General features: G+C 48.8%; 10 protein-coding genes. 5 read left to right on the top strand and 5 right to left on the bottom strand.

Features of this window, described 5'->3' with window-relative positions; translation table 11 throughout:
* Positions 1-24 precede the first annotated feature (24 nt).
* Positions 25-1,845: an arginine--tRNA ligase gene (argS, locus tag V8Z93_RS01760; protein WP_439432219.1), complete on the bottom strand. Its 1,821-nt coding sequence runs from the start codon at positions 1,843-1,845 to the stop codon at positions 25-27.
* Between the two features lie 349 nt (positions 1,846-2,194).
* On the opposite strand from argS, the gene V8Z93_RS01755 reads away from it, so the two are divergent.
* On the top strand, positions 2,195-4,813 hold the full coding sequence (locus tag V8Z93_RS01755; RefSeq protein ID WP_439432218.1) for a rhamnogalacturonan lyase: 2,619 nt from the start codon (positions 2,195-2,197) through the stop codon (positions 4,811-4,813).
* A 203-nt stretch (positions 4,814-5,016) separates the two neighbouring features.
* Here V8Z93_RS01755 and V8Z93_RS01750 read toward each other — a convergent pair whose 3' ends face one another.
* The 4 genes from V8Z93_RS01750 to V8Z93_RS01735 all read right to left on the bottom strand — a co-directional run bounded on the left by V8Z93_RS01750 (position 5,017) and on the right by V8Z93_RS01735 (position 7,906).
* The gene (locus tag V8Z93_RS01750) at positions 5,017-5,208 is read right to left on the bottom strand and encodes a hypothetical protein (protein ID WP_203039130.1); all 192 of its coding nucleotides are present in this window, start codon (positions 5,206-5,208) and stop codon (positions 5,017-5,019) included.
* A gap of 268 nt (positions 5,209-5,476) precedes the next feature.
* Complete coding sequence (locus V8Z93_RS01745; RefSeq protein WP_439432217.1) at positions 5,477-6,361, bottom strand: alpha/beta hydrolase family protein; 885 nt, start codon at positions 6,359-6,361, stop codon at positions 5,477-5,479.
* Between the two features lie 100 nt (positions 6,362-6,461).
* Positions 6,462-7,349, bottom strand: coding sequence for a sensor histidine kinase (locus tag V8Z93_RS01740; protein WP_439432216.1), 888 nt, complete (start codon positions 7,347-7,349; stop codon positions 6,462-6,464).
* 38 nt (positions 7,350-7,387) lie between these two features.
* Positions 7,388-7,906, bottom strand: a complete 519-nt coding sequence (locus V8Z93_RS01735) for a DNA-binding response regulator (RefSeq protein WP_218419232.1) — start codon at positions 7,904-7,906, stop codon at positions 7,388-7,390.
* A 237-nt stretch (positions 7,907-8,143) separates the two neighbouring features.
* Here V8Z93_RS01735 and V8Z93_RS01730 point away from each other — a divergent pair, with 237 nt between their 5' ends.
* The 4 genes from V8Z93_RS01730 (at position 8,144) to V8Z93_RS01715 (ending at position 14,228) form a co-directional block, all read left to right on the top strand.
* Positions 8,144-10,486: an ABC transporter permease gene (locus V8Z93_RS01730; protein ID WP_439432215.1), complete on the top strand. Its 2,343-nt coding sequence runs from the start codon at positions 8,144-8,146 to the stop codon at positions 10,484-10,486.
* A gap of 31 nt (positions 10,487-10,517) precedes the next feature.
* The gene (locus tag V8Z93_RS01725; protein ID WP_118311189.1) at positions 10,518-11,198 is read left to right on the top strand and encodes an ABC transporter ATP-binding protein; all 681 of its coding nucleotides are present in this window, start codon (positions 10,518-10,520) and stop codon (positions 11,196-11,198) included.
* Positions 11,199-11,372: 174 nt separating this feature from the next.
* Positions 11,373-12,716: a TolC family protein gene (locus V8Z93_RS01720; protein ID WP_439432214.1), complete on the top strand. Its 1,344-nt coding sequence runs from the start codon at positions 11,373-11,375 to the stop codon at positions 12,714-12,716.
* Between the two features lie 258 nt (positions 12,717-12,974).
* On the top strand, positions 12,975-14,228 hold the full coding sequence (locus tag V8Z93_RS01715; RefSeq protein WP_439432213.1) for an efflux RND transporter periplasmic adaptor subunit: 1,254 nt from the start codon (positions 12,975-12,977) through the stop codon (positions 14,226-14,228).
* Positions 14,229-14,254: the final 26 nt, after the last annotated feature.

The raw sequence follows: 14,254 nt of genomic DNA, 5'->3' as shown, positions 1-14,254 counted from the left end.
AGGTTATTATATCTTATGTAAATATTACATTCTTTCTGGAACCTCGATACCGAGCAGAGCCATACCATTCTTCAGAATCTTGGCAACATTGGCTGCAAGAACCAGACGAGTGGTCTTCTCTGCCTCGCTCTCAGCATTCAGGATGCTGTAGTCGTGGTAGAACTGGTTGAACTCCTTGGTCAGCTCGTAGCAGTAGTTAGCAATGCCGCCAGGGTTATAGTTGTTGCCGGCATCGGCTACGGCTGTAGCGAAGTCGTTCATCTTCTGGATGAGGTCGATTTCCTTCTCGTTGATAGGAGCATCTGCGCCCAATTCTGCAGGAATCTCGATGCCCTCGGCTGCTGCCTTGCGCATGATGCTGCGGATACGAGCGTAGGTGTACTGGATGAAAGGACCTGTATTGCCGTTGAAGTCGATACTCTCTTCTGGGTTGAAGAGCATGTTCTTGCGGGCATCTACCTTGAGGATGAAGTACTTCAACGCTCCGAGACCCACGATGCGTGAAATCTCCTGGCGCTCTTCCTCGCTCATGTCCTTGAACTTGCCAAGCTCATCGCTTGTCTGGCGAGCATCCTTGATCATCTCTGCCATCAAGTCATCAGCATCTACTACGGTTCCCTCGCGGCTCTTCATCTTTCCGTTAGGCAACTCTACCATTCCGTAAGAGAAGTGAACCAAGTCCTTACCCCACTTGAAGCCGAGGCGGTCGAGCAGGATAGAGAGCACCTGGAAGTGGTAGTTCTGCTCGTTACCTACTACGTAGATCATCTTGTCGATAGGGAAGTCCTTGAAGCGGAGGTCGGCAGTACCGATGTCCTGAGTCATGTAAACAGAGGTGCCGTCAGAACGGAGCAGGAGCTTCTGGTCGAGACCCTCGTTGGTGAGGTCTGCCCATACAGAGTTATCGTCCTTGCGGAAGAAGAGACCTTTTTCCAATCCTTCCTCTACCTTCTTCTTACCCTCGAGGTAAGTGTTTGACTCATAATATATCTTGTCGAAACCTACACCCATCATCTTATAGGTCTCGTCAAAGCCTGCGTAAACCCAGCTGTTCATCTTCTGCCAGAGGGCGCGAACTTCAGGGTCGTTGTTCTCCCATTTTACGAGCATTTCGTGAGCCTCCTTGATCAATGGAGCCTCTGCCTTGGCTTTCTCTGTGGCAGCTTCTTCTTCCATGCCCTCCTTCATGTACTGAGCCTTGAGCTCTGCGATTTCCTCACGATAGTGCTTGTCGAAGGCTACATAGTAGTCGCCGATGAGGTGGTCGCCCTTCTTGCCGGAAGTTTCAGGAGTTTCGCCATTGCCCCATTTGAGCCAAGCGAGCATAGACTTGCAGATGTGGATACCACGGTCGTTAACGATGTTTGTCTTGATTACCTTGTTGCCGTTGGCCTCCATAATCTGGGCCAATGACCAACCGAGCAGGTTGTTGCGCACATGACCGAGGTGGAGAGGCTTGTTGGTGTTAGGAGAAGAGTACTCAATCATGACGAGTGGGCTATTCTCAGTAACAGGCTTCTCGCCGAACTTAGGGTCAGCGTTGATGGTGTTCAGGAGTCCTACCCAAGCGGCAGGAGCGATAGAAAGGTTGAGGAAACCCTTCACCACATTGAAGTCTGCGATGACGTTGGCGCAGTTCTTCTTCAAGTACTCACCGATTTCCTGAGCAGTATCCTCAGGCTTTTTCTTCGACATTTTGAGGAATGGGAATACGACGAGGGTAAGGTTACCTTCGAAATTACTCTTGGTCTTCTGCAGGGCTACCATCTTCTCAGGTACGTCCTGACCATAAAGCTCCTTCACCGCCGCGATGACAGAGCTGATGATTTCGTTTTCTATCTTCATTATTTAAATATCTATTTTACCGGTAAAAATTTCTTTTTGTCTTTATTTTGCTGAAGCTTTGCAAACTTTTTATTCTGCTGAAGCTTTGCGAAAGAGGGATTTGCAAGTTCCCTCCTCCTCTTTGCGGTTGCAAATTTACAAATAAAAATTGAATTAGGCAAAGAAAAGTTTGCATATTCTTGTTTTTTTTATTACTTTTGCAACAAAAATGAAGACTAAAGCCTCTTTTGTCTTGTATTCCACCCAAAATAGAGAAATCTGTGGCGGATTCAATTAAACAAAGAGAGAATAATCTTAAGAACAATTAAACTCAGAAACAATAAACTTAGGAACAAATAAACTAAAGAACATGAAATTGCATTTTTTGTTGGCTGCTTTATTAGCAGCAAATTCCTTCTCTGCTTCAGCTCAGCAGGTGAAGGAAAAGTTGAATCGTGCACCTGTGGCTGTCAAGACCAGCCAGGGTATTCTGGTTTCCTGGCGTTCGCTTACTTCGGATGCCAAGAATCTGGCCTTTGATGTGTATCGCAATGGCAAGAAGGTGGCTTCTGCCGTTTCGGATGTAACCAGCTATCTGGATGCCAATGGCAAGCCGGGCGATACGTATCGCATCGTGTCTTCGGCAGGTGAAGCGAGTGAGGCTACTGCCTGGAACAACATGTTTACCACCTTCGATGTGAAGCGCCCTGCCAGCATCAAGAGCGGAAACACCACCGGAAGATACCGTCCGGATGACATGGCGGTGGGCGACCTGGATGGCGACGGAAACTATGAACTGATTCTGAAATGGATGCCTGATAACCAGCGTGATAGTGGAAAGGATGGCTATGCTTCGCCGGTCATCATCAGCGCTTATCGCATGGATGGCACTCCGCTGTGGGAGAAGAACATCAACCTGGGTCTCAACGTCCGTTCGGGCAACCATACCACGCAGATGGTGGTTTATGATTTCGATGGCGACGGAAAGGCTGAGCTGATCTGCAAGACGGCCAATGGTTCTACCGATGGCAAGGGAAAGTATGTAACCGAGGCTGGTGATGCCAAAATCCAGGCGGTGGATAATTCCAAGACCTATCTTAACAGCAAGGGTCGTGTAACCGACGGCGAGGAATTCCTTACCGTATTCAAGGGTGAAACGGGCGAGGCAATGCACACTATCTGGTATTCGCCAAGCCGTTCGGGAGAAGACTTCCCTTCTTCGGCAACAGATAATTCTGCTTTCTTCGGCGATAGTAACTGCAATCGTTCGGAGCGTTTCAATGCCTGTGCTGCTTATCTTGACGGCATGGACAAGTTGCCTTCGGCTGTATTCCAGCGTGGATATTACAAGAACTGTTTCCTGTGGGCTGTGGATTGGAATGGCAAGGAACTTTCTACCCGTTGGCTCCATAAAGGTTTGAGTAATAAGTGGGAAGTGGTGGATGCCAAGGGCAAGGTGCTCAGTTCGGGAACGGGAAATTCCAGTTTCGGACAGGGTGTGCACGGCATTTCCGTGGGCGATGTGAACAACGATGGCTTTGATGATATCTGTATTGGTGCGGCTACCATCGGTCATGATGGTAAGTTGCTCTGTGCCACAGGAAAAGGTCATGGCGATGCTATCCATCTGACCGATCTTTGTCCCGACCGTCCAGGTCTGGAGGTGATGATGCCTCACGAAGAAAAAGAGGGCGGTTATGGCTGGGATGTACACGATGCCACCACCGGAGAGTTTCTTTGCGTAGCCACGGGCGATAGAGACAACGGACGCGGACTGGCGGCAGATTTCGTGCCAGCCAACAGAGGATTCGAGTTCTGGTCGAGCACGGATGCTGATGTGCGTGATTGCGCTACCGGCAATACGGTGATTGCCGGCAAAAAACCTGATACCAACTTCAGAATCTATTGGACGGGCGATCCGTACGACCAGACTTTCGACGGCCGCTATAGCACCACGACGGGTGGTTATTCTCCACGCATCCAAAACTATAATACGGCAAGAAAGAGCATCGTCACCTTCCAGAATTTCTACGAATACGGCAATCCATCGGCATGCAATTCCACCAAGGCTACTCCATGTCTGCAGGCTGACCTGCTGGGCGACTGGCGCGAGGAGCTGATTATGTTCCAGCATGAGGACGATTATACTTCGCCAACTTGCAAGATCATGATTTTCTCCACTCCGGAGCCTACTAAATACAAGGTGCCTTGCTTGATGGAAGACCATGTTTATCGCATGGGCGTAGTATGGCAGAACTCATCTTACAACCAGCCGCCTCATCTGGGTTATTATCTCCCGGATTACCTGGGGGTAGATGGAAAAACCTACGTTACCCAGACCGTTAGCCATGCTCCTGAAAAGGTGGCAGCAGAGAAGCCTACCAATGGTATGGAAGAGATGAAGGCTCCAGCCGAAGACAAGGCAATCATCAAGGGTACCTGCTATACGGCAGGCGAGAAGGGTGAGATAACTGCCTCTTCATCTAATGGTTACATCAAGATGAGAACCAACAACAATGGTGAAACCATCACCTTCTCCGTAAATGCTGGTTATCGCATCACGGGCATCAATGTGGAGGGCTACAGCAACAATACCTCTACCACAGCCGACCGCTCTATCTATCTTACGGGCGTTTATGTGGATGGAAGCGAAAGCTCTATCTTGGCAAATCAGGTAACTTTGCCTGGTGGTACCGCCGGCCAGAGCCCTGTAACCATCGACCTTAAGGATTTTGCTGCAACCCAGAGCATCAAGTTAGCGTTCGACAACTCTAACATCACGAGCGGCGATGTGGATGCCAAGGGTAAGAACAAGCAGATATTTGCCAGAGTAACCTTTACCTACGAGCAGATAACCAACGGAATCAGGGTGGTTCACACAGCCGTGGTGAAGGATGGCAAGATTTACAACATGCTGGGTCAGCAGGTTGAGCAGATGAAGGCTGGTCAGATGTATATCTGTAATGGCAAGAAGTTTATCGCCAGATAAACACGAAAGCAGGATTCTGCATAAATAGGATCCAGTATCGAAATATGATTCAATATCCTAGCAGGATTCTCTATACAAAAAGGAGCAAAGACGAATCGGTAAAACCGATAAGTCTTTGCTCCTTTTTCTATACTTAAAGATGGATATTACTCTTGTTTATAGATGGATATTACTTTTGTAATTTACAATCCTCGGCATGTAATTTATCCTTCGAGTATGATTTCAGCCACGTCTTCTGGTGAATTCCAAAGGATTCCATCCTGCAGTTCGTCATCGGTAAAACCGTTGAGTGCCTCTTGGGCTTCCTTAGGAGTGATGGCAGGAGTGCCGTCCTCATTCTTTGCGTCGAGCAGGCATTGTAAGATAGCCGCTCTGTATTCTTCTATTGTCATCATTCGCTTTGTTGTAAAGTTTAATGTGTTATTTTATATTTTCTGTTCTAAGTTTGCGGAGATTCTGGCTTTGCCATCTTGCGTATCCGCCATTCATGTTGGTGGAAAGTCTTTGTATCTAATAATGCTTTTGTCGTAATGACAATGCAAAAATAAACAATTATCCACAAATAGCCATAATTATTTTGCTAAAAAAATAAAAAAACCTCAACATATAGTGGATTGTACTATATGTTAAGGACTTTTATGCTATTGCTAGTAAATGTATGTTTTACTTCAAAACTTTAGCCAAGAAATCGCTGGCGATATGAGCGGCTTGCTCTTCCTGACCGCCGAATCCGTGGTCGGCATCGGTCATCAAGTGCCATTCGCTCTTCTTGTTCAGATAGTGGAAACGCTGACCATAGGTGTAAGGCACTACTCGGTCGGCATCGCCATGCAGGATGCACTCGGCTCCGTGGTAGTTCTTGGCCGTCTCGTAGATAGGCAGAGTGGTGGCTGTGCGGATATAGTTGCCACCCAGGGCCTTGCCGTCCCACATCTCTATCTTGGCTGGAGGATTCTTGGGGTCGTACATCTTGCCGAATGTATTGCCACGCAGGGCATCGTCACGGAGCACGGCGGCAGGGGCAAGGAGCACCACGGCTTGTATCTTCTTGATATCCTTGTCAGCTTGTGCGACTAGCTGTCCGCTGGTCATGGCTGTAACCACGCCACCTTGTGAGTGGCCGCCCATCGCAATCTTGCTCACCCAAGGCAGCGAGGAGGCATAGCGCAAGATGCACTTGGCATCTTCTATCTCATTCAGTACGGTCATATCCTCAAATTTTCCCTCGCTCTTGCCATGGCCATTGAAGTCGAATCTGATCACGGCAATGCCTTTCTTGTTGAGGCTGTCTACGAGGCAGTCGAAGAGTCTTCCCTCCTTATTGCCGCCAAATCCATGGCAGAGCACGAGGAGCGGAGTCTTCTTGCCTGCCTTCGCTTTGGCATTTGCTTGGCTTCCGTTGTCATTGGCTGCATCATTGTCTGGACGCTGGATGACTACATCGAGTTTGCCATGGTCGCCCTGCACGGTGGTATGCTCGGTTGAGGCTGCTGCGCCGAGTGAGAACAGGGCGCAAGCGGTAAAGATAATTGTTTTTAGATTCTTCATATTGTATGTTATTATTTTATTTTGTAAGTTTCGCTTGCAAAAGTACATAAAAGCCTTGAAATCACCAAAAGTTTTTGTTTCATCTTCTTTATCATATATTTCATTCCATCCGGAATGTTACATGATAGCCTGCCACATTGTGCTCGGCAAGGGAGAGATTGATGGATTGCATCATCAGCATCTGGCGGGAGATGGAGAGGCCGATGCCCGAACCTGATGGCTTGGTGGAGAAGAAGGGGATGAACATCTCCTTTGCCACATCGGCAGGGATGGGGTCGCCATTGTTGCTGAAATAGATGCCTGAGAATTGTGAACTCTCGATGCTCTCTGGATGTTTGTGGAAGCTTCGAATATCGATGGCTGAGGCGTGAGCCTCGATGGCATTCTTGGTCAGATTGATAAATACCTGGCGCAGCATGTTCTTGTCGGCAGACCAGGTGGCATCTTCGGGGATATGGATGTGCCATTCTATCTGAGGATAGAGCGGCTTGATGCCTTCCACGAAATCTTTGAGTGGAATGTTCTCGATGACAGGATTTTGTAGCTGGGTGAGCTTGCGGTAGCTGTCCACAAAACTGGTGAGCGATTTGCTGGTATCTCGAATGGCTCGGATGCCTTCCTCATAGGACGAACCTTGGATGTCGGGATTGCTAAGATAGGCTTGGCAGATGCTGGAGATGGGGGCGGTGGCATTCATAATCTCATGGGTGAGCACACGGGTTAGCCTTTGCCAAGATTCCACCTCATGCTGCGCCACCAGTCTGCCGATGTCGTTCTCCATGTCGTTGAGGGCTTGCTGCAAGGCTCGTTCTCCAAAGAGTAATCCCTTGGTGGATAGGCGGAAGGAGTAATCGCCATTGCGAATAGCCTCTTGCATCAAGAAGGCACGGCTCTTCAGGTTGCGCTGGTGACGCAAGAAGAGATAGATGATACCTCCTATGACGAGGAGTATGATACCTATTATATATATGTGGAAAATGGTGTTCATATCAGATGTTTATAATCATGAATGATTGTAATAAAGAATTATCGCTTGAGCTTGGCATAAAGCGTTTGGCGAGTGATGCCGAGCATTTCGGCTGCACGCGAGATGTTGCCGTGGCATTTATCCACGACCTTCCGGATGTAATCGTTCTCGAAATTTTCCAAGGTTGCCACTTCCGTGTTGTTGTCGATGGCATCCTTGAGCACCCTTATCAGTTCGTCATTATCCCAGGGCTTGGTGACGAAATCGGCGGCTCCGCTTTTCAATCCCTTGATGGCTAGCTGCACGTCGGCAAAGGCGGTGATGAGCACCACGGGGATGTGGGCATGGAGTCGGCGGAAGGTGCGGAGCCAGAGTAAACCGTCCTGTCCGCTGTTTACGCCGAGCGAGAAGTTCATGTCGAGCAGGATCAGATCTACCTGCTCCTGTTGCAGCAACGTGGGGGCGGTATCGGGGCGAGACAGGGTGAGAATCCGTTCGAACGTATTGCTCAGACAGATTTTCAGCGCCGTGAGTATCGACGGATTATCGTCGATGACAAGAAGGGTTCCATATTTCATATCTTTATTTTTTTTTGCAAAAGTACGCTTTTTTTCCGAAACGACAAATAAAACCGGGATTGTTGTGTGATAATCATACAATAGAGTGTATGAATTTCATACAATCCGCCTTCCGGGCTGCCGGAAATCTTGGCAGAAAACGGGAGAAGCCGTAACTTTGCAGCAGCTAATGAAAACAGGGAGATGGTATTCTTCCTTTATCGTTTGATTTTAGTGAAACAAAAAATAAATGAGTATATGATGAAAAGTTATGTGAAATTCTTATCACGCAACAAGCTTTATGCCACCATAGAGGCCTTGGGTCTCTCGGTGGCACTGGCTTTTGTGCTGATTCTCGTTTCCTACGCTACTGCAGAGTATCGTGTGGGAACGAATCAGAAACTGGCGAAGGAGCTCTATGTTGCAGGTTCCGGCGATTATCTCGGAATGACCTGGGGCATAGCCAAGGAGTTCTTTCCTTCCATCCCGGAAATCAAGGGATGGACAAGATTTGGTGAATATTATGCTCCGCAGGGAGCCATGATAGATGGACAGTATTATGAGGCAAAATATCTGGCTATCGACCCGAACTTTTCCCAGTTTATGGGTTACAAATGCCGTGGTTGTGCGCCAGATCATCTCCTTTCGGATGCTCATCAGGCAATGGTTTCGGAATCTTTTGCCAAGAAAGCCTTCGGCAACGCCAATCCTATCGGCCGTACCATCCAATGCGGTAAGCTGCAACTCAAGGTGGTGGGAATCATGGAGGATTTCGACCGTGAGGACCTTCTTAACCCATACGATATTTTCGTGTCGATGAAACTGATAGAAGCTGAGGCTCAGCCGATGAATCAGTTTGGCTCCTGCACTACGGTGGCGCGACTGGCAAAGGAAGCCGACCCCGAAAAGGTGAGACAGACCTTGCTCGGCAAATACATAAACTACTGGAAGGAGTGGAAAAAGGAATCAGGTGGAGCCGACTTCATGTGGGGCTGCCAGTTTGTGAGATGGGACCAGATTCATTTTGCGGATGATGATGTCGAGATTTTCAAGCATGGAAATCGTTCTCTCGTGAATATCCTCCTGGTCGTGGCGCTGATTCTGCTGCTTTCTGCCTTGTTCAACTACATCAATCTTACGGTGGCTCAGATTGGCAACCGTGCGAAGGAGATGGCTACCCGAAGACTGCTGGGCGAATCGGTAGGGGGCGTGATGCTTCGCTATCTCAAGGAGTCGGCGCTCTTCACGGCAGTCTGCTTCCTGTTGGGCTTGTTGATTTCCTGGGCATTTATCCCGTTGTTCAATTCTATGTTGGATACGAAAATCGACCTGTTCCATTCCTTCGACCTTCTGTGGTTCCTGCCGTTGGCTTACGTCATCATCTCCATCTTTGCGGGAATCCTTCCTGCCATCGTGGTTTCTCGTTTCAATCCGATAGATGTGGTGAAGGGAACCATCCGCATGCGCAGCAAGATGTGGTTCAGCAAGATATTTATCGTAGCCCAGAACGTCATCAGTATCACGCTGGTAGTGATGGCGATAACGATGATGCTCCAGATGAAGCATCTTGCCGATTTGCCGTTGGGTTATCAGACGAAGGATATTGTTTCCATCATTTCTTCCTTGGATGGTTCGCCGGAGAAGATGTCTATTCTCAAAAACCGTCTGAAAGCGCTTCCAGAGGTGGAAGAGGCAACTTACGGCAACGCCAATCCTATCAGAAGCTGGGGAAATGGCGTGCATGATGACAATGAAAAACTGATAGGAATGCTCCGTATATTCATGGTAGATTCCACGGCGATGAAGATGCTGGGAGTCAGGGTGATTGAGCAGTATTGCGAGCCAGCCTATGGAAAGATTTGGGTAACGGAAGATGCGAAGCGTGCCTATGGCGTTTCTGCCCACAAGCCTTGGTTCGGAATGAGAATGAAGGATGGAAAGCATGAATACGAGGTGTGTGGCGTGATTGCCGATTACCATAGTGGAGATGCGCTGAGCGAGAATGAAAAAACGGAGCATAATGCCATTGGAGTCGTTACCCCGCAGCAGCGTGGATGGACAGTTCTGGTGAAAACCCGTAGCGATCATGCCCAGGCGCTGCAGGCTATCCGGAGTACCTGCAAGCAGGTGGCTAAGGAACTGATGGGAGTTCCTGCGGAAATGCAGGTGGAGTATATGGATGATACTTTGAAGAATAACCTCAAGGACAAGCATAATATGATGGTGCTCATCATCACCTTCATGAGCATCTCTATCCTGATTTCTGCCTTGGGGCTCTTCGGAATGTCGGTTTATTACGGCAACCAGCAGAAGCGGCAGATTGCCCTGCGCAAGGTGATGGGCGCTTCGATTGGGGATGCGGCTTGGCAACTGGCTAAGAGATTCCTTGTCAGTTCGCTGGTGGCTGTGGTCATCGCCATCCCTATCTGCGTGAAGCTGATGCAGACTTATCTCATGGATTTCGTCCATCGCATCTCCTTCCCTTGGTGGGTGTTGCTGGCTGGCGCCGTCTTTACCTTATTGATAGCCTTTGTTTCGGTTATCGGCTGCACCCTGCGTACGGCGATGTCGAATCCGATAGACAGCATCAAGGCTGAATAATGAGTCATAAACTTAAAAAAGATTTCTAACGATGATACGAACAGAGAATTTAACTAGAATATTCCGCACGGAAGAGGTGGAAACCATCGCCCTGAACGGCGTAAACATAGAAGTAGAGGATGGTGAGTTTATCGCTATCATGGGGCCTTCGGGATGCGGCAAGTCAACCTTGCTGAACATCCTGGGCTTGCTGGATAGTCCTACGGAGGGCAAGTATTGGTTGAATAACGAGGAAGTGGGCCATCTGAAGGAGCGTGAGCGCACCGCCTATCGCAAGGGTCGCATCGGCTTCGTGTTCCAGAACTTCAACCTTATCGACGAACTTACCGTTGAGGAGAATGTGGATTTGCAGCTGAAATACCTCGGAGTGGGGAAGGCGGAGCGCAAGGAGCGTGTGCTCGAAATTCTGAGAAAGGTGAAGCTGAGCCATCGTGCCAAGCATTATCCTCATCAGCTTTCGGGCGGTCAGCAGCAGAGGGTTGCCATCGCCCGTGCCGTGGTGGGCAAGCCTAGCATCATCCTTGCCGATGAGCCTACGGGTAACCTCGATTCCAAGAATGGTATGGAGGTGATGCAGTTGCTCAGCGAGCTGAACGAGGAGGGAACCACCATCGTGATGGTGACGCACTCCAAGCACGATGCTACCTACGCCAGTCGCATCATCAATCTGTTTGATGGACAAGTGGTGGATGCGATGAATGATCAGCTTTAAGCTTTGGTTTCGATTGATTAGCTTTAAGCTGCGGTTTCTGTCCAACAATTAGACGGTGGTGTCTAATTGTTGGACAGTTTGTTTAATGAGAGTTTTTATTTAATGGTTTGATTATCAGGAGAAATGCTGTTTTGGCATGGCTCTTGCCCTTATCATGCCAAAATGAAGAAGATTATGAAAAGAATAGGAATATTGATAGGATGGTTGGTCTGGGCGGCTAGTGCCTCGGCACAGAGCTGGAGCCTTGACGACTGCATGAAATACGCCGTGGAGCACGCCACGGAGGTGAAGCGGGAGGTGGTTAACGCCCGCCAGCGCAAGCAGGATTACCAGCATGCTGTGGCAGGATTCCTGCCTACCGTTACGGGCGGCGTGCAGGGACAGTACGCCTGGGGACGAAACATCGACCCGGAAACCAATACTTATAATAATGTAACGACATTCAACAACTATTATCAGCTTTATGCCGAACTGAATGTCTTCGATGGTTTCGCCACCATCAACGCCTTGAAGCAGGCTAAGCTGAGCCGGGATTATTCTGCCACGGCGATGCAGAAGATTCAGGACGATAGAGCCATCGACGTGATGCAGAAATATGTGGATGCTGCCTATGCTGAGGCAAGCATTCAGATAGCAAGCGAGAAACTGAACGAAAGCAAGCGGATGCTGGCTAAGATGAAGCGACTGTATGAACTGGGCGAGAAAGGGCGCCCGGATGTGGTACAGATGGAATCGCAGGTGGCGGAAGATGAATACAATCTTACGCATCAGGAGAATGTGGCAAAGCAGAGTCTGCTCGCCTTGAAATCGGCGATGAATTTTCCTGTGGATGAAGAGCTGAAAATTCTGATTAATGAGGAGCAGAATTTGAAGTTAACGTCTGATAATAAAGAGGTTCCTGAATCTGGAGTAAACTACGAAACCGTTTACCAGGGCTTTCAGAATATTTCTCCCGATTTGAAATCGGCAGAGTACGAAGTGGAGCGGGCACGGTATGATTATAAGATAGCAAAAGGCAGATTGCTGCCATCACTCTCTCTCGGTGGCGGCATTTCTACCAACTATTATAAGAATCTCTCTCAGAAAGGGCAATACGATGGGTTTGCCTCGCAGTTTCGCAACAACCAGGGCGAATACCTCGCGTTGACCCTTTCCATACCTATTTATAATAGCGACCATTGGCACAGCGTGAAGAAGGCACGCAACGACTGGCAACTGGCACAGGTGAACCTGGAGGAAACCAGGCGCAAGCTTCACGACCAGATAGCCCAGGCGGTGATGGATGCAGAGGGTTACGCCAAGGAGTTGCATCAGATGCAGAAGAAGGTAGCCTCCGATTCGCTCGCCTATCACATGTCGAGCCGCAAGTTTGAGGAAGGAATGCTTTCCACCTTCGATCTTCATACCGTAGCCCAGACGCTTCTGGAAAGCAGGGTCAAGGAACTCCAGATGCAGTTGCTGCTCATTATCAAACAGAGGCTGGTTGCTTATTATCAGGGGGAAAATTTAATTAAATAACAGAACTTTCGCAAGTGGTTCAGGTACGGGCTGAAGGCCCAAAAGCTCCTAGTCCAGGGTAACACCCTGGGTATAATAGCAATCAGCAAGGCGCCCTGAAAGGGCAAAAGCTTTGTATATTGCCTGGAATTTTAAAGCTTTTGCCCTTACAGGGCGACAGGCTTGCGGCCATGATTACCCAGGGTGTTACCCTGGGCTAGGAGCTTCTGCCCTTTCAGGGCGTGTGGAGTGCTCTTGCAAACTTGAATACATAAAATTATGGACATAAAAATAGAAAAGAAAAAATATCTCGTGCCTCGCAAGTATTGGGAATGGATTAGCGGAGGAGCGGTTTTGATCGCAGTCCTCATTTGGTTGGGATTGAGCAATTTCTCTTCCACCCTGAAGGTGGACAGGAAGGGATTGAGCATCGGAACCGTGGAGAAGGCGCAGTTCAACGATTATGTTTCGGTGGATGGACAGGTGGTTCCTATCTCCGTGGTACAGATCAGTTCCGAAGAAGGCGGTATTGTTCTGGAGAAAGTGGTGGATGAAGGTGCCCACGTAAACAAGGGTGATGTGATCGTGAAACTGAGCAATTCGAATCTCGACCTGGAGATTCTGAATGCCGAAAGCGAACTTGCCGAAAAGCAGGACATGCTTCGCAACACCCAGATTTCGATGGAGCAGGACCGTCTAAACAATAGCAACGAGGAACTGTCGCTTTCGCAGGATGTCATTACCAAGCGCCGTTCCTATCAGCATCAGGAGGCGTTGCACAAGGAAGAACTCAATTCGCGCGAGGAGTATCTGAAGGCAAAGGAAGATTACGACCTTGCCGTCAAGAAGCATGCGCTCATCAGCAAGCGATTGAAGAAGGATGCACAGCTCCGCCGTTCGCAGATGGAGCAGATGGGTGATAATCTGGAAGCCATGCAGAAGAATGTGCAGCTGGTTCGCCAGCGCAAGGAGAAACTGAACATCCGCAGCACCATATCGGGTGAAATCGGTTTGCTCGATGTGGAACTGGGACAGAGCATTCAGGCAGGACAGAAGATTGGCGTCATCAACGACCTCAGCGATTTCAAGGTGCAGGCGCAGGTGGATGAGCATTACATCGACCGGGTAAAACCGGGACTTACAGCCACTTTCGACCAGAACGGCAAGCATTATCTCCTGCAGGTTCGCAAGGTTTATCCCGAGGTAAGAGACGGTAGGTTCCGCATCGACTTCATCTTCAAAGGTGTTCGCCCTGGCAACATCCGAACCGGTCAGACTTATTATGTAGATTTGCAACTCGGTCAGTCGAAGCAGGCAATAATTATCCCTAAAGGCACGTTTTATAGTGTAACGGGCGGTCAATGGATTTTTGTTTTAGACAAGAGTGGCAAGAAGGCTTATCGCCGAAAGATAACCATTGGCCGCCAGAATCCTCAGTATTATGAGGTGATTGAGGGCTTGGAGCCGGGCGAACAAGTCATCGTTAGCGGCTATGAAGCCTATAAGGATAATGATGTATTAGTTTTTAATTAGTAGTGATTAGTTAGTAATGATTAGTT

Source organism: Segatella copri, assembly GCF_051861805.1.
Classification (GTDB): Bacteria; Bacteroidota; Bacteroidia; order Bacteroidales; family Bacteroidaceae; genus Prevotella; species Prevotella copri_M.
This window is presented reverse-complemented; position numbering and strand designations above follow the sequence as displayed.